This window comes from Streptomyces sp. NPDC028314, from assembly GCF_055565795.1.
Genome location: NZ_JBVHTP010000023.1, coordinates 12918 through 29639 on the forward strand (window position 1 = coordinate 12918; position 16722 = coordinate 29639).

Sequence of the window (16722 nt, forward strand, 5' to 3'; positions counted from 1 at the left end):
CGGCCGGAACCCGGCGACCAACCGGGTGCCGGCGGAGCCGTGGCGCGCCGCCCGTCTGCCATGGAGTGTCGGGCAGACAGCAGGACGGACGGCGCGGTGTCGGGTCGTCGCACTGTACGAGGGGGAGCCGACGACCCGAGCTCCTCTTGGCGAGGCCCTTAAGTGAAGCGCCCCGCGGGGCCCTCGCGGCAGGGTGCGTATCGCATTTATGCGCGTAGTCAGTTCACACCCCGTGTGAATCGGGCGCAGCACACCCCGTGTGAATCGGGCGCAGCACACCCCGTGTGAATCGGGCGCAGCACACCCCGTGTGAATCAGGTGCAGCACACCCCGTGTGAATCGGATGCACCACACCCCCTGTGAAGCCCGCAGCCACTAGCCTGATGCGGACGAGCCCTTGGAGGGGCCCATGCAGCCCAACGCCCTGCTCGACGCCCTCCTCGCCGAGGCGGGCATGTCCCACGCCGGACTCGCCGCGCACGTCAACCAGGCGGGCCGCGGCCGCGGACTCGCACTGCGCTACGAACACACCGCCGTCTCCCGCTGGTTGAAGGGGCAGCGGCCGCGCGGCCAGGTGCCCGAGCTGATCTGCGAGGTGCTGGGCGGCCGGCTGCGGCGGGCCGTGTCGCTGGACGACGCCGGGCTCGGGATGGCGGGGCCGCCGGCCCCGCACGCGACCCCGCTGAGCGGGTTCGTCGACCGGGCCGCCGCCCTGTGGCGCTGCGACGAACAGGGGCGGTACCCCTTCCTGTCCGCCGAGGCGGTCACTGGAACGCCCGCCGTCATCCCGGTCTGGGAGTGGGAGAACCCGCCCGAGGATTCCGACGTGTCCCGAGAGGGCGCGCACCGGATCGGGCCCGAGCACATCGAGATCCTGCGCGCGGCCCGCTCGCACTACGAGCTGATGTACCGGCGGGCCGGCGGGATGGCCACCCGGGCCCGGATCGTGCGCTTCCTCGGCAGCGAGACCGCCCCCATGCTGCGCGGGAGCTACCCCGACGACCTCGGGCGGCAGCTGCACCGCGCCACCGGGTCCCTGGTGGCGGTGGCGGGGATCTGCGCGTACGACTCGGACGCCCACGGGCTCGCCCAGCGGTACTTCCACCAGGCACTGCGGCTGGCGAAGGCCAGCGGGGACCGGGGGCTGGGGGCGTACGTGATCGCGCTGCTGGTCAACCAGTCGCTGCACCTGGGGGAACACCGGCAGGCCGTCGCCTTCGCCGAGGCCGCGCTGCGGGCCGCCGGCCGGCACACCACCCCCGCCCTGGCCGCCGATCTCCACGCGATGCAGGCCAAGGCGTACGCCCGGCTCGGGGACACCGCCGCCGCGCTGTCCTGCATCCGGCAGGCCGAGGGGGCCGCCGAGCGGATCCGGCCCGGTACGGAGCCCGCCGAGACCGGCTACGTACAGCCCGGGCTGGTGAACGTACAGGTGGCGGAGGCGCTGTTGTGCCTCGGTGATCTGGAAGCCGCGCACGAGCAGGCCGCGGCGGCCGTCGGGACCCCGGCGCACGACCGCGGGCGCGTCCACCGGCTGGCGATCCTGTGCGAGGTCCAGCTGCGCCAGGGCGAACCGGACCGGGCGGTCGCGGCCGCGGCCGAAATGGCCGAGCGGGCCCGGGGGATGGAGTCGCAACGGCTCAGGGAGCGGCTGCGGGCGGTCCGGCAACGGCTCCTGAGCAGCGGCTGCGCCGACGCGGAGGAGACCGTCCAACTCATCGACGGGGCGCTGCGCGTTCCCCTCTGACGGTTCGGACTGCTGCCATGTTGCCACCTGAAGATGCGGAAGGTGGCAAAGCCGTGCAGTGGACGAACCTGAGTGAGCAGACCGTGTACAAGAACCGCTGGTTCGACGTGAACCTCGCGGATGTGGAACTACCCGACGGCCGGCACCTGGACCACTTCGTGATCCGGCTGCGGCCCGTCGCGGTCGCCACGGCCGTCAACGAGGCCAACGAGGTGCTGCTGCTGTGGCGGCACCGCTTCATCACCGACAGCTGGGGCTGGGAGCTGCCCGCCGGGGTGGTCGAGGACGGTGAGGACATCGCCGTCGCCGCCGCCCGGGAGATGGAGGAGGAGTCGGGCTGGCGGCCCGGGCCGCTCCACCACCTGCTGACCGTCGAGCCCTCCAACGGGCTGACCGACGCCCGCCACCACCTCTACTGGGCCGACGGGGCCACGTACACGGGCCACCCCGAGGACGACTTCGAATCCTCGCGCCGGGAGTGGGTCCCGCTGAAGCTGGTGCCGGACATGATCGCGCGCGGCGAGATCCCGGCCGCCAACATGGCGGCCGGGCTGCTGCTCCTGCACCACCTGCGGCTGGGTCAGCCGTAGGGGTAGAAGCCCGAGCCGGTCTTGCGGCCGAGGCGGCCGGCGTCGACCATGCGCTGGAGCAGCGGGGGAGCGGCGTACAGCGGCTCCTTGAACTCGGCGTACATCGAGTCCGCCACCGAGGCCACCGTGTCCAGGCCGATCAGGTCCGCCAGCTTCAGCGGGCCCATCGGGTGGGCGCAGCCCAGCTCCATGCCGTTGTCGATGTCCTCGCGGCTGGCGATGCCGGACTCGAACATCCGGATCGCCGACAGCAGGTACGGGATGAGCAGCGCGTTGACCACGAAGCCGGAACGGTCCTGGGCGCGGATCGCGTGCTTGCCCAGCACGTCCCGCACCAGGGCCTCGGACCGCTTGATGGTCTCCTCGCCCGTGGTCAGCGCCGGGATCAGCTCGACGAGCTGCTGCACCGGGGCCGGGTTGAAGAAGTGGATGCCGATGACCTGGTCGGGGCGCGAGGTCGCGACGGCCAGCTTGACCAGCGGGATCGAGGAGGTGTTGGAGGCGAGGATCGCGTCCGGGCGGGTGATCACCTGGTCGAGGACCTGGAAGATCTCCGTCTTGACCTGCTCGTTCTCGACGACGGCCTCGATGACGAGGTCGCGGTCGGCGAACTCGCCGAGGTCGGTGGTGAAGGTGAGGCGGGCCAGGGTGGCGTCCCGCTCCTCCTCGCTGATCTTGCCGCGTTCGGCGGCCTTCATCAGGGAGTTGTGCAGCCGGGTGCGCCCGATCTCCAGGGCCTCGCCGGTGGTCTCGGCGACCATCACCTCAAGACCGCTGCGGGCGCACACCTCGGCGATGCCCGCGCCCATCTGGCCACAGCCCACCACGCCGACGCGTGCGATGTCGGTCGGGAGGGTAGAGAGGTCCGTCACATCGTGCCTTTCGCTGCTCATCCATCGCGGGTCCCCCGTACTCGGCAGTGGTAACTGCGTTCCGGCGCCCGCCACGCCCCCCGACGTTACCCCCGACCTTGCCCCCGGTTGCGGGGCGGGGCGGGCATGCTGGGCACACGCAGAGCATTGTCACGGAACGGAACGGGGTCGTCACATGGCGTACATCGGACGGCGGGGGCTGCTGGCCGCGGGAGCGGGGCTGCTGGCCTCGGCGACGGCCGCGGGGCCGGCCGGGGCGGCCGGGGTGGCGGAGCGGCCCGGCCGGGCTCCGGTGCCGGCGGAGGCGGCCGCCGCCGAGTTCCGGGGGATGTGGATCGCCTCCGTACAGAACGTCGACTGGCCGTCCAGGGCCGGACTGCCCGCGCGGCAGCAGCGCGCCGAGCTGCTCGCGCTCCTCGACACCGCCGTGCGGCGCCGGCTGAACGCCGTGGTGCTCCAGGTCAGGCCCGCCGCCGACGCGATGTGGCCCTCGAAGCTGGAGCCCTGGTCGCAGTGGCTGACCGGGACGCAGGGCGCGGACCCCGGCTGGGACCCGCTGGGCACGGCCGTCACCGAAGCCCACGCCCGGGGGCTGGAGCTGCACGCCTGGTTCAACCCGTACCGCGTCGCGCACCACACCGACCCGCAGCGGCTCGCCCCCGAGCACCCTGCCCGCCGCAACCCCGGCTGGACGGTCGCGTACGGCGGGAAGCTGTACTACAACCCAGGGCTCCCCGAGGTGCGGGACTTCGTGCAGCGGGCCGTGCTCGACGCGGTCTCGCGCTATCCGGTCGACGCGGTGCACTGGGACGACTACTTCTACCCGTACCCCGTCGAGGGCGAGGACTTCGACGACGACGAGGCGTACGAGAGCTACGGCGGCGCCTTCGACTCCGTGGCCGACTGGCGGCGCGACAACACCGACACGCTGGTCCGCGAGATGTCCGAGAAGCTGCGCAGGATCCGCCCTGCGGCCCGGTTCGGCATCAGCCCGTTCGCGGTCTGGCGCAACGAGGGGAGCGACCCGCTCGGCTCCCCGACGCGGGCGGGCGTCGCCACGTACGACGACCTGTACGCGGACACCCGCAAGTGGGTGCGGGAGGGCTGGATCGACTACATCGTCCCGCAGGCGTACTGGGAGATCGGGCACGCGACCGCCGACTACGCCTCGATCGTGCCCTGGTGGGCGCGGACGGTGGCGGGCACCGGCGTGGACCTGTACGTGGGGGAGGCGCTCTACCGCTGCGACGCCGACAGCCCGACCGCGGCCTGGCGCGACCCGGCGGAGCTGTCGCGGCACCTGCGGTTCGCCCGGGACCACGCGCAGGTCCGCGGCCACTGCTTCTTCTCGGCGAAGCAGGTGGTCGCGGACCCCAATGGTGCGATGGCCAGGGTGGTGGCCGACCACTATCCGACGGCTGCGCCGCCGCGTTGAACCACGTGTGCGATCAGTGTGTGGGCTCGGTCGGATGCTTCACGACGCAGTCGGGGCCCGGGGACATCACGGCCTCGTGCCCGTCCTGGAAGCGGACCCGGTAGGGAGGCGTGCCGTCTTCTCCCAGGACCTGGGTGATCTCACCCACCTTGTCGTGCTGGCCTACGATCCTGCCGTGCTGCACCAGCTGGTCGCCCTCGGTCGCGTGCATTGCTGACCTCCCTCACGAGGCGGTCTGATCCGGTGCTAGCAGTTTAGGTCGTTTCGGTGTTATTTGACCCGTTGGGTCACGGCGATGCAGACCAGTACCGCGCAGGCGGCGACCGGCGCCGCCGGGGACATCCGCTCGCCGAGCAGGGTCACCGCCCAGAGCAGCGTCAGCAGCGGCTGCGCGAGCTGGAGCTGGCTGGCCCGGGCCGCACCGATCTCGGCCATGCCCCGGTACCAGACGTACAGGCCGAGGAAGGTCGAGCCGGCCGCCACCCAGACCAGCCCGGCCGCGCCGTGCCAGGTGAGGTGCGCCGGCTCGTACGCGAGCCCGATCACCGAGCCCGCCACGGCGAGCGGCAGGCACAGCACCAGCGCCCAGCCGATCACCTGCCACCCCGGCAGCATCCGGGCCAGGCGGCCGCCCTCGGTGTACCCGGCCGCGCACACCAGCAGCGCCCCGAAGAGGTAGCCGTCACCGGCCGACAGGGCGCCGCCGCTCTGGCCCAGCGTGAAGCCGAGCACGATCACCGCTCCGGCGACGGCCGCGGCCCAGAACCGCCCGGACGGCCGGGCCCCGGTGCGCAGCGAGGACACCGCGGCGGTGGTCAGCGGGAGCAGGCCGACCACGACGGCGGCGTGCGAGGTGGTGGAGGTCTGCAGCGCGAGGGTGGTGAGCAGGGGGAAGCCGACGACCACTCCGGCGGCGACGACAGCGAGTCCCGCCCAGTGCGCACGGTCGGGCAGCGGCACCCGGCGGGCCAGCAGGAAACCGCCCGCGATCGCCGCGGCGAGGACGCTGCGCAGGGCGACGAGTGACCAGGGGCCGAAGCTCTCCAGGCCCCAGGCGGTGCCGGGGAAGGTCAGGGAGAAGGCGAGGACGCCCAGCGCGGCGAGGGCGGTCCCGTTGCGAGCGGAACCTCGAACCGCTATCGGGGTCGGGAGAGTAGCGCTATTCTGTGCTGTCATGTACGAGCGTAGCAGTGTGGCGGAGCTGGCTGAATCCCTGCGATCGGAGCTTGACCGCTACTCGGTGGGTGGAAAGCTCCCGTCGAGCAGGGCTTTGGTGGAGCGTTATCGCGTCAGCCCCGTCACCGTCTCGCGGGCCCTCGCGCAGCTGGCCGCCGAAGGGCTCGTCGTCACCCGGCCGGGCGCCGGCGTGTTCCGCGCCCGGCCGCGGACGGCGGAACCCGCCGCCGGGGACACCTCCTGGCAGGAGGTCGCCCTGAGCGCGGAGGGCGCCGGGGACGTGTTCCCGCGTTCCGTGGACGCCTCCGGGGTGCTGAGCACCCTCGCCGCGGCCCCGCCCGGGGTGATCGAGCTCAGCAGCGGCTACCTGCACCCCTCGCTCCAGCCCGAGCGGGCCATGGCGGCGGCGCTGGCCCGGGCCGGACGCCGGCCGGGCGCGTGGGGCAGGCCCCCGGTGGAGGGACTGCCCGAGCTGCGCGACTGGTTCGCCCGGGAGATCGGCGGCGCGGTGGGGGCCGCCGACGTACTGGTCACCGCGGGCGGGCAGAGCGCGCTGACCACCGCGCTGCGGGCGCTGGCCCCGCCCGGCGCGCCGGTCCTGGTGGAGTCGCCGACCTACTCCGGGCTGCTGGCGGTCGCCCGCGCCTCGGGCTGCCGGCCCGTACCGGTCCCGGCCGACGCGGAGGGGGTCCGGCCGGAGCTGCTGGCCGCCGCCTTCGAGGCGACGGGCGCGCGGGTCTTCGTATGCCAGCCGCTCTTCCAGAACCCGACCGGCGCCGTGCTGGCCGCCGGGCGGCGCGCGGAGGTGCTGCGGATCGCGCGGGCCGCCGGGGCCTTCGTGGTCGAGGACGACTACGCGCGGGCCCTGGCCCACGAGGACGCCGGTCCGCTTCCCGCCACCCTCGCCGCCGAGGACACCGACGGGGTCGTGGTGCACGTCCGGTCGCTGACCAAGGTCACCTCGCCCAGCCTGCGGGTGGGCGCGCTGGCGGCCCGGGGCCCGGTGCTGGACCGGCTGCGCGCCATCCAGGTCGTGGACAGCTTCTTCGTACCCCGCCCGCTCCAGGAAGCCGCCCTCGAACTGGTCGGCGCCCCCGCGTGGCCGCGCCACCTGCGGGCCGTCGCCGCCGAGCTGCGACACCGCCGGGACGTCCTCGCGGGCGCCCTGCGCCGGGAGCTGCCCGGTCTGACGATCCCCCACCTGCCGGCCGGCGGATACCAGTTGTGGGTCCGGCTCGGGGAGGGCGGGGACGAAGCGGCGTTCACGGCGGCCGCCCTGCGCGCCGGGGTCACGATCGCGCCGGGCCGCCCGTACTTCTGCGCGGAACCACCCGGCCCGTACGTACGGCTCAGCTTCGCCGGCGTGGCCGGCGCGGGGCAGCTGACCGAGGCCGTCCACCGGCTGCGCGGGAGCCTCGGCCCGGACGCCTGACCCCGGGCTGGGAAATCGCTTGAGGGCCGCGTGGGGCGGGCCTAGCCTGCGGACATGACCGGTATGAAGATCACCACGCTCGCCCAGCGGCCCGAACTGGCCGGCAGGCTCTGGGACATGACGGACTCCTGGCCGGAGTTCAGCGCGCACGACTCCCTCGCCTGGCTGCTGTACCCGCGGATGGTGGCCGAACTGCCGGACTACGTCCTGGTCGCCACGGACGGCGACGCGGTGGTCGCCCGCGGGTTCAGCCTCCCCTTCGCCCTGCACGCGCAGGGGCGCGGCGGCGGGGCGCTGCCCGCACGGGGCTGGGACCAGATCCTCCTGTGGGCCTTCTCCGACCTGCGGCGCGGGATCGCCCCCGACACGGTCAGCGCCATCGAGATCACCATCGCCCGCGACCGGCAGGGCGAGGGCCTGTCCGCCCTGATGCTGGCCGCCATGCGGGACAACGCCCGCGCCCGCGGCTTCGCCGAGGTGGTGGCTCCGGTACGGCCCAGCGGAAAGCCCGCCGAGCCGGACACCCCGATGGGCGAGTACGCGTACCGCACCCGCGAGGACGGCCTGCCCTACGACCCCTGGCTGCGCGTCCATGTGCGCGCCGGTGCCGTCATCGACTCGGTGGCCCCGCTGTCGATGACGGTCAGCGCCTCCCTCGCGGAGTGGCGGGAGTGGACGGGACTGCCCTTCGACACGCCGGGGCCGGTGCACGTGCCCGGCGCCCTGACCCCGGTGCACTGCGAACCGGAGCACGGCCACGCGGTCTACGTCGAGCCGAACGTGTGGGTGCGCCACCGGCTCGGCTGAACGGCCTCCCGGCGGGCTCGTCCGGGCGGGTCACGCGGTGGCGCGGGCGGCCCGGGCGATGCGGGTGAGCGCGGCGCGCAGGGCGGTGTCGAAGAGCTCGGGGAGCTCCTGGTGCGGCATGTGGGCGGCGCCGGCGATCACGCTCACCTCGGCCCCGGGGGTGAGGGCGGCGCAGGTGCGGGCCACCTCCAGGGGGATCGCGGTGTCCAGCTCGCCGTGGACGTAGTGGACCGGCACCCGCAGCCCCGGCAGCGTCGGGCGGGGGTCGTAGCCCTCGGCGCCGGCCTGGTGCTCGTCGATGTGGACGCCGGAGTCCAGGATCTGGCGGACCGTCCGGTCGATGAGCGCGGGCGCGGTCCCCGGCGCGTACCACCCCGGCACCCAGCCGGCGACCGTACCGGCCCGGTCGCGGCGCAGACCGGCCACCAGCTCCGCCTGAGCCCGGGGCTTCGTCGACGGCCAGTACCCCGGCGCACCCACCGCGACCACGCCTGAGATCAGCTCGGGGCGCCGCAGCCCCAGTTCCGTGGCGAAGGTTCCGCCGATCGACGAGCCGACGACCACCGGCCGGTCCAGCCGCAGCGCGCCGATCAGCGCCACCAGGTCGCCGACCACCCCGGCGGTGGTGTTGCCCCGGACGGGGCGGCCGGAGCGTCCGCAGCCCCGCCAGTCGAGGGTGACGACCCGGTGGTCCCGGGTGAAGCCGGGCAGCTGGGCGCCCCAGGTCCGGCCGCTGGTGCCCCAGCCGTGCAGGAACAGCAGCGCCGGGCCGGTCCCCTCGTCCTCGTAGTGGAGCGTGGTGCCGTTGACGTCCAGGCGGGGCATGGTTCTCCTCTGCCTCGTGGGCCCTTGCGGGCCGCGCGGTTGGTGACGTCCCCAGCCAACCGTGATCACCTCCGCCGGCCAATGATCGATCCGCGCCTACACTGATCACGAACGGTGATCAATGCCGGTCACGGCGGACAGGGGACCGGGGCCATGGAGCTGCGTCAGCTGCGCTACTTCCTCACCGTGGCGGAAGAACTGCACTTCGGCCGCGCCGCCGAGCGGTTGCACATCGTGCAGTCCGCGGTCAGCCAGCAGCTGCGCCGGCTCGAACGCGAACTGGGCACCGAGCTGTTCGCCCGCTCCACCCGCGTGGTCCGGCTCACCGAGGCCGGCGACCGGCTCCTCCCGTACGCCAGGCAGATGCTCGACCTCCAGGCGCGCGCCCGGGAGGCCGTCGACGAACTGCGCGCCGAACAGGCCGCGACGGCGCGCCTGGGCACCAGCTCCGGGCTGGGTTCCCGGCTGGACGCCGTACTCACCGCGTTCACCCGGCGCACCGGCCACGCCCGGTTGGAACTCGTCACCGGCAGTACCGGGGAGCGGCTGGCGCAGGTGCGGGCCGGCGACCTGGACGCCGCCCTGCTGCGCGGCGAGCGGACCGACCCCGGGCTGGAGTTCCTGCCGCTGTGGCAGGACGCGCTGATGGCGGCGCTGCCCGCGGGCCACGAGCTCGCCGCGCATGAGACCGTCGCGCTGGCCCACCTCGCGGAACTGCCGCTGCGGCTCTCCCCCCGCTCCCGCAACCCCGCGCTCCACGACCTGGTGATGCGCTCCTGCCGGGCCGCCGGCTACGCGCCCGTCCCGGGCCCGGAGTTCACCAACGACCAGGACACCCTGGCCGCCATCGGCCACGGCAGGGCGTCCTGGACGGTCTTCTACGCCCCGCACGCCGACCAGCTCTCCGTTCCCGGCGTGGTGTTCCGCCCGCTGAGCGACCCGGCGCCCGTCATGCGGACCTACCTCGCGGTGCGGAACGGCCCGCCCCGGGCCGCGCTGCGCGCCCTGATCGAAGCCTGCTACGAGGCGGTCGAGGGGGCCGGGGAGCGGGGCCGGGGCGCCCGCCGAATTCCGCTGGGCCGGGCTTTGCATAAACGTGCGTAGATACGTATAGTCATGCCATCGAGGAGGAGGGTCCGATGGTGGTACGTGTAGCAGTGGCCGGAGCGAGCGGATACGCGGGCGGTGAGGTCCTGCGCCTGCTGCTCTCGCACCCCGAGGTGGAGATCGGCGCGCTGACCGGCCACTCCAACGCCGGACAGCTCCTCGGAACCCTGCAGCCGCACCTCGTGCCGCTCGCGGGCCGGACCCTGGAGGCGACCACCCCCGAGGTCCTCGCGGGTCACGACGTGGTCTTCCTCGCGCTCCCGCACGGCCAGTCCGCCGCCGTCGCCGCGCAGCTCGGCGAGGAGGTGCTCGTCGTCGACATGGGCGCCGACCACCGGCTCAAGGACTCCGCCGACTGGGACAGGTTCTACGGCGCCCCGCACGCCGGGACCTGGCCCTACGGCCTCCCCGAGCTCCCCGGCGGCCGCGCCGCCCTGGCGGGTTCCAAGCGCATCGCCGTCCCCGGCTGCTTCCCGACCGCCGTCTCGCTCGCGCTGTTCCCCGCGTACGCGGCGCGGCTCGCCGAACCGGAAGCCGTGATCGTGGCCGCCACCGGCACCTCCGGCGCGGGCAAGGCGCTCAAGCCGCACCTGCTCGGCTCCGAGGTCATGGGCTCCGTGAGCCCGTACGGGGTGGGCGGCGGCCACCGGCACACGCCCGAGATGGTGCAGAACCTCAGCCCCCTCGCGGGTCAGCGGGTCTCGGTGTCCTTCACCCCGACGCTGGTGCCCATGGCCCGCGGCATCCTCGCCACCTGCTCGGCGAAGGCCCTCCCCGGCACCACCGCCGACGCGGTCCGCGCCGCGTACGAGAAGGCGTACGCCGACGAGCCCTTCGTCCAGCTGCTCCCCGAGGGGCAGTGGCCGGCCACGAAGTCCGTCCAAGGCTCCAACGCCGTCCAGATCCAGGTCGCGTACGACGAGTCCGCCGGGCGGATCATCGCGATCAGCGCCATCGACAACCTGACCAAGGGCACCGCCGGCGGCGCGGTGCAGAGCATGAACATCGCCCTCGGGCTTCCCGAGGGCCTGGGCCTTTCCACGATCGGAGTCGCACCGTGAGCGTCGCACGCGCGGCCACCGGCCCGCGGACGACGACGATGGCCGCGCCGGCGCGCCGCGCGGGCGCAGAAGCGAACAAGGAGAAGCAGTGAGCGTCACGGCAGCACAGGGATTCACGGCGGCGGGCATCGCCGCCGGGATCAAGGCAAACGGCAACCCGGACCTGGCCCTCGTGGTCAACAACGGGCCGCGTCTGGCCGCCGCGGGCGTCTTCACCTCCAACCGCGTCAAGGCCGCGCCCGTGCACTGGTCGGAGCAGGTCCTGCGCGGCGGCACGGTGAGCGCGGTCGTCCTCAACTCCGGCGGCGCGAACGCCTGTACCGGACCCAAGGGCTTCCAGGACACCCACGCGACCGCGGAGAAGGCCGCCGAGGCCCTCGGCGGCGACTTCAACGCGGGCGAGATCGCCGTCGCCTCCACCGGCCTGATCGGCGTCCTGCTCCCCATGGACAAGCTGCTCCCCGGCATCGACACCGCCGTCGCGGCGCTGACCGCCGAAGGCGGCGAGGACGCGGCCGTCGCCATCAAGACCACCGACACCGTGCACAAGACGGCCACCGTCTCCCGTGGCGGCTGGACCGTCGGCGGCATGGCCAAGGGCGCCGGCATGCTCGCCCCGGGCCTGGCCACCATGCTCGTCGTCCTCACCACCGACGCCGACCTGGACAGCGGCACCCTCGACAAGGCGCTGCGCTCCGCCACCCGCACCACCTTCGACCGGGTCGACTCCGACGGCTGCATGTCCACCAACGACACCGTGCTGCTGCTCGCCTCGGGCGCCTCCGGCCAGGTGCCCGCGTACCAGGAGTTCGCGGAGGCCGTACGCACCGTCTGCGACGACCTCGCCCGGCAGCTGATCGGCGACGCCGAGGGCGCCAGCAAGGACATCCGCATCGAGGTCGTCGGCGCGGCGAGCGAGGACGACGCGGTCGAGGTCGGCCGGTCCATCGCCCGCAACAACCTGCTCAAGTGCGCCATCCACGGCGAGGACCCGAACTGGGGCCGGGTGCTCTCCGCCATCGGCACCACCAAGGCGGCCTTCGACCCGGACCGCCTGAACGTGGCCATCAACGGCGTCTGGGTGTGCCGGAACGGCTCGGTCGGCGAGGACCGCGACCTGGTCTCGATGAAGGACCGCGAGGTCCGCATCACCGCCGACCTCGCCACCGGCGCGGAGTCCGCGGTCATCTGGGCCAACGACCTGACGGCCGAGTACGTCCACGAGAACAGCGCGTACAGCTCATGAGCACCGCGAGGAAGCACACCGCGCTGCCCAAGGCCGAGATCCTCATCGAGGCCCTGCCCTGGCTCACCCGCCACAACGGCAAGATCGTCGTGATCAAGTTCGGCGGCAACGCCATGATCGACGAGGACCTGAAGGCCGCCTTCGCCCAGGACGTGGTCTTCTTGCGGCAGGCGGGCCTCAAGCCGGTCGTCGTGCACGGCGGCGGCCCGCAGATCAACGCCCAGCTGGACAAGCAGGGCCTGGTCAGCGAGTTCAAGGCCGGTCTGCGGGTCACCACCCCGGAGGCGATGGACGTCGTACGGATGGTCCTGGCGGGACAGGTCCAGCGCGAGCTGGTCGGGCTGCTCAACCAGCACGGGCCGCTCGCGGTCGGCATGACCGGCGAGGACGCCCACACCATCACCGCCACCAAGCACAGCCCGGAGATCGGCGGCGAGCTCGTCGACATCGGCCGGGTCGGCGAGATCACCGCGATCGACACCGGCGCGATCGAGGCGCTCCTGGCGGACGGCCGGATCCCGGTCATCTCCTCCATCGCCCGCAGCGCCGACGACCACCACGTCTACAACGTCAACGCCGACACGGCGGCCGCGGCGCTCGCCGCCGCGCTGGGCGCCGAGACGCTGATGGTCCTCACCGACGTGGAGGGCCTGTACGCGGACTGGCCCAACAGCGACGAGGTCATCAGCCGGCTGACGGTCAGCGAGCTGCAGAAGCTGATGCCCGAGCTGTCCAGCGGCATGGTGCCCAAGATGGAGGGCTGCCTGCACGCCGTGCGCAGCGGGGTGACCACCGCCCGCGTGATCGACGGGCGGGTCCAGCACTCGATCCTGCTGGAGATCTTCACGGACGAGGGCATCGGCACGATGGTCGTGCCCGACCCGCAGGGAGGGGAATCCGCATGACCGGCAACCAGGACTACGCTGCCCGCTGGCAGGGTGCGCTGACCAACAACTACGGCACCCCGGCGCTGGCCCTCGTACGCGGCGAAGGCGCCCAGGTCTGGGACGCGGACGGCAAGCAGTACACCGACTTCGTCGGCGGGATCGCGGTCAACGCCCTCGGCCACGCCCACCCGGCGATCGTCTCCGCCGTGACGGAGCAGATCTCCACCCTCGGCCACGTCTCCAACCTGTACGCCTCCGAGCCCGTCCTCGCCCTCGGCGAGCGGCTGCTCCAGCTCTTCGGCCGCCCCGGCAGGATTTTCTTCTGCAACTCCGGCGCCGAGGCCGTCGAGGCGGCCTTCAAGATCGGCCGGCTCACCGGACGCCCGCACATGGTCGCCACCGACGGCGGCTTCCACGGCCGCACGATGGGCGCCCTCGCGCTCACCGGCCAGCCGAAGAAGCAGGATCCCTTCCTGCCGCTGCCCGGCGATGTCACGCACGTCCCGTACGGGGACGTCGAGGCCCTGCGGGCCGCCGTCACCGAGGAGACCGCGTTCGTCGTCATCGAGCCCATCCAGGGCGAGAACGGCGTCGTCGTCCCGCCCGCCGGCTACCTGACGGCCGCCCGCGAGATCACCCGGGCCACCGGCACCCTGCTCGTCCTCGACGAGGTGCAGACCGGCATCGGGCGCTGCGGCCAGTGGTTCGAGCACCAGGCCCACGAGGGCGTCGAACCCGATCTCGTCACGCTCGCGAAGGGTCTCGGCGGAGGCCTGCCGATCGGAGCCGTCGCCGCCTTCGGGCCGGCCGCCGATCTGCTCCAGCCCGGCCAGCACGGCACCACCTTCGGCGGGAACCCGGTCGCCTGCGCCGCCGGCCTCGCCGTGATCGACACCATCGCCGGCCAGGGCCTGCTCGACCAGGTCAAGGCGCGCGGCGAGCGGCTGCGGTCCGGGATCGAGGGTGCTGGCCACGGGCTGGTCTCCCACGTCCGTGGAGCCGGCCTGCTGCTGGGTATCGTGCTGACCGAGCCGCTCGCACCGCTGGTGCAGCAGGCGGCTCAGGACGCCGGCTTCCTGGTGAACGCGCCCGCCCCCGATGTCGTACGGCTGATGCCCCCGTACGTACTCTCCGAGGCTGAGGCGGACGCGTTCGTCCGGGCGCTGCCCGGCGTGCTCGACGCAGCCAAGGACGCAGCCAACGGGGACGGACGAACCGGGGAATGAGACGACGATGAGTCAGGCGCAGGAACACGAGCCGTGGGGGTCCGCCCAGGCGGAGCCCGGGGGTGGCCAGTCCGTCCCGCAGACCCGCACCGCCCGCCACCGCCGGATCGTGGACATCCTCAACCGGCAGCCGGTCCGCTCGCAGAGCCAGCTGGCCAAACTGCTCGCCGACGACGGGCTGAGCGTCACCCAGGCGACGCTCTCCCGCGATCTCGACGAGCTGGGCGCGGTCAAGATCCGCAACACGGGCGGCGAGCTGATCTACGCGGTCCCCAGCGAGGGCGGCTTCCGCACCCCGCAGGCACCGCTCGGCGAGTCGGCGAAGGAGGAGCGCATGCGGCGCCTCTCCGGGGAACTGCTGATCTCGGCCGAGGCCTCCGCGAACCTCGTGGTCCTGCGCACCCCGCCCGGTGCGGCCCAGTTCCTCGCCTCCGCGATCGACCAGGCCGAACTCCGGGAGATCCTCGGCACCATCGCCGGGGACGACACGCTGATGCTGATCAGCCGCGACCCGGCGGGCGGCCAGGCCCTGGCCGACCACCTGCTGCGGCTGGCGCAGAAGGAAGGCTGAACCCCCTGCCGCCCGGGCCCCTTCCGGGCCGGGCACAGGCACAGGCACGGGCATACGCGCAGGCACAGGCGCGGGCGCCGGAAATCCGGTGCCGGACCCGGGGCCCGCGCACGTAGCCTCGGGGCGTGCTTCAACTCGTCCTCGCCGCATCGGTGTTCACCGTGGCCGCCGCCGTGTACGGGCCCATCGGCCTGCGGTGGCGGCGCCGCTCGGCTGTCCGCCGCGAGATCCTCGCGCTGGTCGCCGCCTTGGAGCTGGAGCCGTACGACGTCGCCGGGATGAAGGCCGAGGCGTCCGGGGCGGCGGCCGCCGAACTGCTCCTCGGCGGCTACCTCGACATCGACGCCGAAGGAGCGGTGCGCCTCACGGACGCGGGCCGCGATCCCGCCAGGACCCCCGCCCACCCGGTGCCCGCCGCCCTGCTGGAGGCCGTACGCCGCCACGATCCCGAGCCGGTGTCGATCGGCTGGATCCAGTGGGGCGACGAGGAGTACCTGGTGCTGAGCGCCGCCCACCGCAGCGAGCGGGAGGCCCTGCTGCCCCCGATACCGCGCATGCCCGAGGCCCGGCCGCGGCTGCCGGCCTGCTGCGGCTGCGTGGGCGTCGTCCTGCTGGTGACCGGCTGGATCGCGGCGGCCGAGCTGCTGGTGGTGTCCCGCCCGGACGGCCCCCTGGAATGGGCGGCCGCCGTGGTGACCGCCCTGGGCCTGGGCCTGCTCTGGTTCGCCCAAGACGCCGAAAAGGCGGTCCGTGCCCGGACGGACTGCGGGGACCCGCTGGGGGACCGGATACGCGCCGAGGTCCATCCCGCCTTCGCGGCGCTGGACGAGCAGCAGCGCTTCCACGTGCTCAGGAGCGTCGGGGACCGCAGCAGGTGGCGCGGGGCCGACGAGGACGATGACGACGACGAGGCCGACTGGCTCGACGACGACGAGGACGAGTTCTGGTGGGCGGACGCCTACCGGCACCGGCCCGAGGACGGAGAGGTCAGTAACGGGTGACGGCGAGCGGCCCGTCCTGCGTTCCGACCGCGATGTGCGGGCGCCGCCGGGGGTCGGCCCAGCGCAGGATCTCGCGCATCGCCCTCTCCGGCACGGAGACGCAACCGGCCGTCGCACCCTTGCCGTTGACGTGCAGGAAGATGCCCGCGCCACGGCCCCGTACCGGCCGGTCGTAGTTGAAGTCCAGCACCATGGCGTACGCGTACTGCTGCTCGTACGAGACCAGGTGCTCCGCCTCGCCCGGCGCGCATCCGGCGGGGAGCGGCTCCACCCAGCGGTTGTAGTCGGGGGAGGCGTTGTCCTGGCACCACCAGGAGTGCTCCGTCACCCGCCGGTAGCGGTACTCGGTCCCGGCGGGCGCGTGCGCGATGCCGAAGGCGTACGGGAGCCCGTAGAGGCCGGCCGGCGTGGTGTTCGTGCCCTGGACCCTGGTCGAGCCCTCGGTCAGGCCGTTCGCCCCGAAGCGTGCGGGCGCGCTGCCCGCCTCGTACCAGTGGCCCGCGCGCCGGTCCCACCAGGTCAGCAGCCCGGTCGTCGACCCGGGCCCGGGGGCGACGGCGGTGATCAGCTGGCTTCCGCCGCCGGTGTCGGCGAGCCGGGCCGGCAGGGGCGCGGGGCCGGGCCACAGGAGGCCGGCGGCGAGCAGGGAACCGGCGAGGAGAGCGGTACGCAGCACCCGTCAGACGGTACGGGCAGGAAGGGGCCGGGAGGGGCCGACAGGCCGTGGGCTCACCCCGTC

The 16722-nt window shown here is 73.6% G+C and carries 17 protein-coding genes; 12 read left to right on the top strand and 5 right to left on the bottom strand.

Annotation, left to right across the window (positions count from 1 at the left end):
* Window positions 1-409 precede the first annotated feature (409 nt).
* On the top strand, window positions 410-1747 hold the full coding sequence (locus ACZ4TG_RS36005) for a transcriptional regulator (RefSeq protein WP_468171894.1): 1338 nt from the start codon (window positions 410-412) through the stop codon (window positions 1745-1747).
* Between the two features lie 53 nt (window positions 1748-1800).
* Window positions 1801-2337, top strand: a complete 537-nt coding sequence (locus tag ACZ4TG_RS36010; protein WP_468171897.1) for an NUDIX hydrolase — start codon at window positions 1801-1803, stop codon at window positions 2335-2337.
* On the opposite strand, the gene ACZ4TG_RS36015 is transcribed toward ACZ4TG_RS36010, so the two are convergent.
* Window positions 2328-3230: a 3-hydroxybutyryl-CoA dehydrogenase gene (locus tag ACZ4TG_RS36015; protein ID WP_468171900.1), complete on the bottom strand. Its 903-nt coding sequence runs from the start codon at window positions 3228-3230 to the stop codon at window positions 2328-2330. The two genes, ACZ4TG_RS36010 and ACZ4TG_RS36015, sit on opposite strands and share 10 nt — an antisense overlap.
* Before the next feature lie 154 nt (window positions 3231-3384).
* Here ACZ4TG_RS36015 and ACZ4TG_RS36020 point away from each other — a divergent pair, with 154 nt between their 5' ends.
* Window positions 3385-4644: a glycoside hydrolase family 10-like protein gene (locus ACZ4TG_RS36020; RefSeq protein ID WP_468171903.1), complete on the top strand. Its 1260-nt coding sequence runs from the start codon at window positions 3385-3387 to the stop codon at window positions 4642-4644.
* Between the two features lie 13 nt (window positions 4645-4657).
* Here ACZ4TG_RS36020 and ACZ4TG_RS36025 read toward each other — a convergent pair whose 3' ends face one another.
* Window positions 4658-4855, bottom strand: coding sequence for a DUF1918 domain-containing protein (locus ACZ4TG_RS36025; protein ID WP_468171906.1), 198 nt, complete (start codon window positions 4853-4855; stop codon window positions 4658-4660).
* 59 nt (window positions 4856-4914) lie between these two features.
* On the bottom strand, window positions 4915-5820 hold the full coding sequence (locus ACZ4TG_RS36030; protein WP_468171909.1) for a DMT family transporter: 906 nt from the start codon (window positions 5818-5820) through the stop codon (window positions 4915-4917).
* On the opposite strand from ACZ4TG_RS36030, the gene ACZ4TG_RS36035 reads away from it, so the two are divergent.
* The gene (locus ACZ4TG_RS36035; RefSeq protein ID WP_468171912.1) at window positions 5819-7252 is read left to right on the top strand and encodes an aminotransferase-like domain-containing protein; all 1434 of its coding nucleotides are present in this window, start codon (window positions 5819-5821) and stop codon (window positions 7250-7252) included. The two genes, ACZ4TG_RS36030 and ACZ4TG_RS36035, sit on opposite strands and share 2 nt — an antisense overlap.
* Before the next feature lie 54 nt (window positions 7253-7306).
* On the top strand, window positions 7307-8059 hold the full coding sequence (locus tag ACZ4TG_RS36040) for an N-acetyltransferase (protein WP_468171915.1): 753 nt from the start codon (window positions 7307-7309) through the stop codon (window positions 8057-8059).
* A gap of 30 nt (window positions 8060-8089) precedes the next feature.
* On the opposite strand, the gene ACZ4TG_RS36045 is transcribed toward ACZ4TG_RS36040, so the two are convergent.
* Window positions 8090-8884, bottom strand: coding sequence for an alpha/beta fold hydrolase (locus ACZ4TG_RS36045; protein WP_468171918.1), 795 nt, complete (start codon window positions 8882-8884; stop codon window positions 8090-8092).
* Window positions 8885-9037: 153 nt separating this feature from the next.
* Between ACZ4TG_RS36045 and ACZ4TG_RS36050 the strand changes: the two genes are divergently transcribed.
* From ACZ4TG_RS36050 to ACZ4TG_RS36080, 7 genes are all read left to right on the top strand, one after another.
* Window positions 9038-9988 carry a LysR family transcriptional regulator gene (locus tag ACZ4TG_RS36050; protein WP_468171921.1) on the top strand — a complete coding sequence of 317 codons (951 nt, stop codon included), beginning with the start codon at window positions 9038-9040 and terminating at the stop codon, window positions 9986-9988.
* Between the two features lie 35 nt (window positions 9989-10023).
* Window positions 10024-11052 carry an N-acetyl-gamma-glutamyl-phosphate reductase gene (gene argC / locus ACZ4TG_RS36055; RefSeq protein ID WP_468171924.1) on the top strand — a complete coding sequence of 343 codons (1029 nt, stop codon included), beginning with the start codon at window positions 10024-10026 and terminating at the stop codon, window positions 11050-11052.
* Between the two features lie 88 nt (window positions 11053-11140).
* Window positions 11141-12298: a bifunctional glutamate N-acetyltransferase/amino-acid acetyltransferase ArgJ gene (gene argJ / locus ACZ4TG_RS36060; protein WP_468171927.1), complete on the top strand. Its 1158-nt coding sequence runs from the start codon at window positions 11141-11143 to the stop codon at window positions 12296-12298.
* Entirely contained in the window at window positions 12295-13203 is a 909-nt protein-coding gene (argB, locus tag ACZ4TG_RS36065) for an acetylglutamate kinase (protein ID WP_468171929.1), read from the top strand. The genes argJ and argB overlap by 4 nt, the downstream gene beginning before the upstream one ends.
* Window positions 13200-14411, top strand: coding sequence for an acetylornithine transaminase (locus ACZ4TG_RS36070; RefSeq protein WP_468171932.1), 1212 nt, complete (start codon window positions 13200-13202; stop codon window positions 14409-14411). The genes argB and ACZ4TG_RS36070 overlap by 4 nt, the downstream gene beginning before the upstream one ends.
* A gap of 7 nt (window positions 14412-14418) precedes the next feature.
* Window positions 14419-14982, top strand: coding sequence for an arginine repressor (locus ACZ4TG_RS36075; protein WP_468171935.1), 564 nt, complete (start codon window positions 14419-14421; stop codon window positions 14980-14982).
* A 125-nt stretch (window positions 14983-15107) separates the two neighbouring features.
* A complete protein-coding gene (locus tag ACZ4TG_RS36080; protein WP_468171938.1) occupies window positions 15108-15983 on the top strand; it encodes a hypothetical protein in 876 nt (291 codons plus the stop codon).
* On the opposite strand, the gene ACZ4TG_RS36085 is transcribed toward ACZ4TG_RS36080, so the two are convergent.
* Window positions 15970-16656: a L,D-transpeptidase family protein gene (locus tag ACZ4TG_RS36085; protein WP_468172213.1), complete on the bottom strand. Its 687-nt coding sequence runs from the start codon at window positions 16654-16656 to the stop codon at window positions 15970-15972. The genes ACZ4TG_RS36080 and ACZ4TG_RS36085 overlap by 14 nt on opposite strands.
* Between the last annotated feature and the right edge of the window lie 66 nt (window positions 16657-16722).

Excerpts from the sequence above, each read along its gene's own strand:
- ACZ4TG_RS36005 (WP_468171894.1), top strand. The coding sequence starts at position 410 with ATGCAGCCCAACGCCCTGCTCGACGCCCTCCTCGCCGAGGCGGGCATG.
- ACZ4TG_RS36015 (WP_468171900.1), bottom strand. The coding sequence starts at position 3,230 with ATGAGCAGCGAAAGGCACGATGTGACGGACCTCTCTACCCTCCCGACC.
- ACZ4TG_RS36020 (WP_468171903.1), top strand. The coding sequence starts at position 3,385 with ATGGCGTACATCGGACGGCGGGGGCTGCTGGCCGCGGGAGCGGGGCTG.
- ACZ4TG_RS36025 (WP_468171906.1), bottom strand. The coding sequence starts at position 4,855 with ATGCACGCGACCGAGGGCGACCAGCTGGTGCAGCACGGCAGGATCGTA.
- ACZ4TG_RS36035 (WP_468171912.1), top strand. The coding sequence starts at position 5,819 with ATGTACGAGCGTAGCAGTGTGGCGGAGCTGGCTGAATCCCTGCGATCG.
- ACZ4TG_RS36030 (WP_468171909.1), bottom strand. The coding sequence starts at position 5,820 with ATGACAGCACAGAATAGCGCTACTCTCCCGACCCCGATAGCGGTTCGA.
- ACZ4TG_RS36040 (WP_468171915.1), top strand. The coding sequence starts at position 7,307 with ATGACCGGTATGAAGATCACCACGCTCGCCCAGCGGCCCGAACTGGCC.
- ACZ4TG_RS36045 (WP_468171918.1), bottom strand. The coding sequence starts at position 8,884 with ATGCCCCGCCTGGACGTCAACGGCACCACGCTCCACTACGAGGACGAG.
- ACZ4TG_RS36050 (WP_468171921.1), top strand. The coding sequence starts at position 9,038 with ATGGAGCTGCGTCAGCTGCGCTACTTCCTCACCGTGGCGGAAGAACTG.
- argC (WP_468171924.1), top strand. The coding sequence starts at position 10,024 with ATGGTGGTACGTGTAGCAGTGGCCGGAGCGAGCGGATACGCGGGCGGT.
- argB (WP_468171929.1), top strand. The coding sequence starts at position 12,295 with ATGAGCACCGCGAGGAAGCACACCGCGCTGCCCAAGGCCGAGATCCTC.
- ACZ4TG_RS36070 (WP_468171932.1), top strand. The coding sequence starts at position 13,200 with ATGACCGGCAACCAGGACTACGCTGCCCGCTGGCAGGGTGCGCTGACC.
- ACZ4TG_RS36075 (WP_468171935.1), top strand. The coding sequence starts at position 14,419 with ATGAGTCAGGCGCAGGAACACGAGCCGTGGGGGTCCGCCCAGGCGGAG.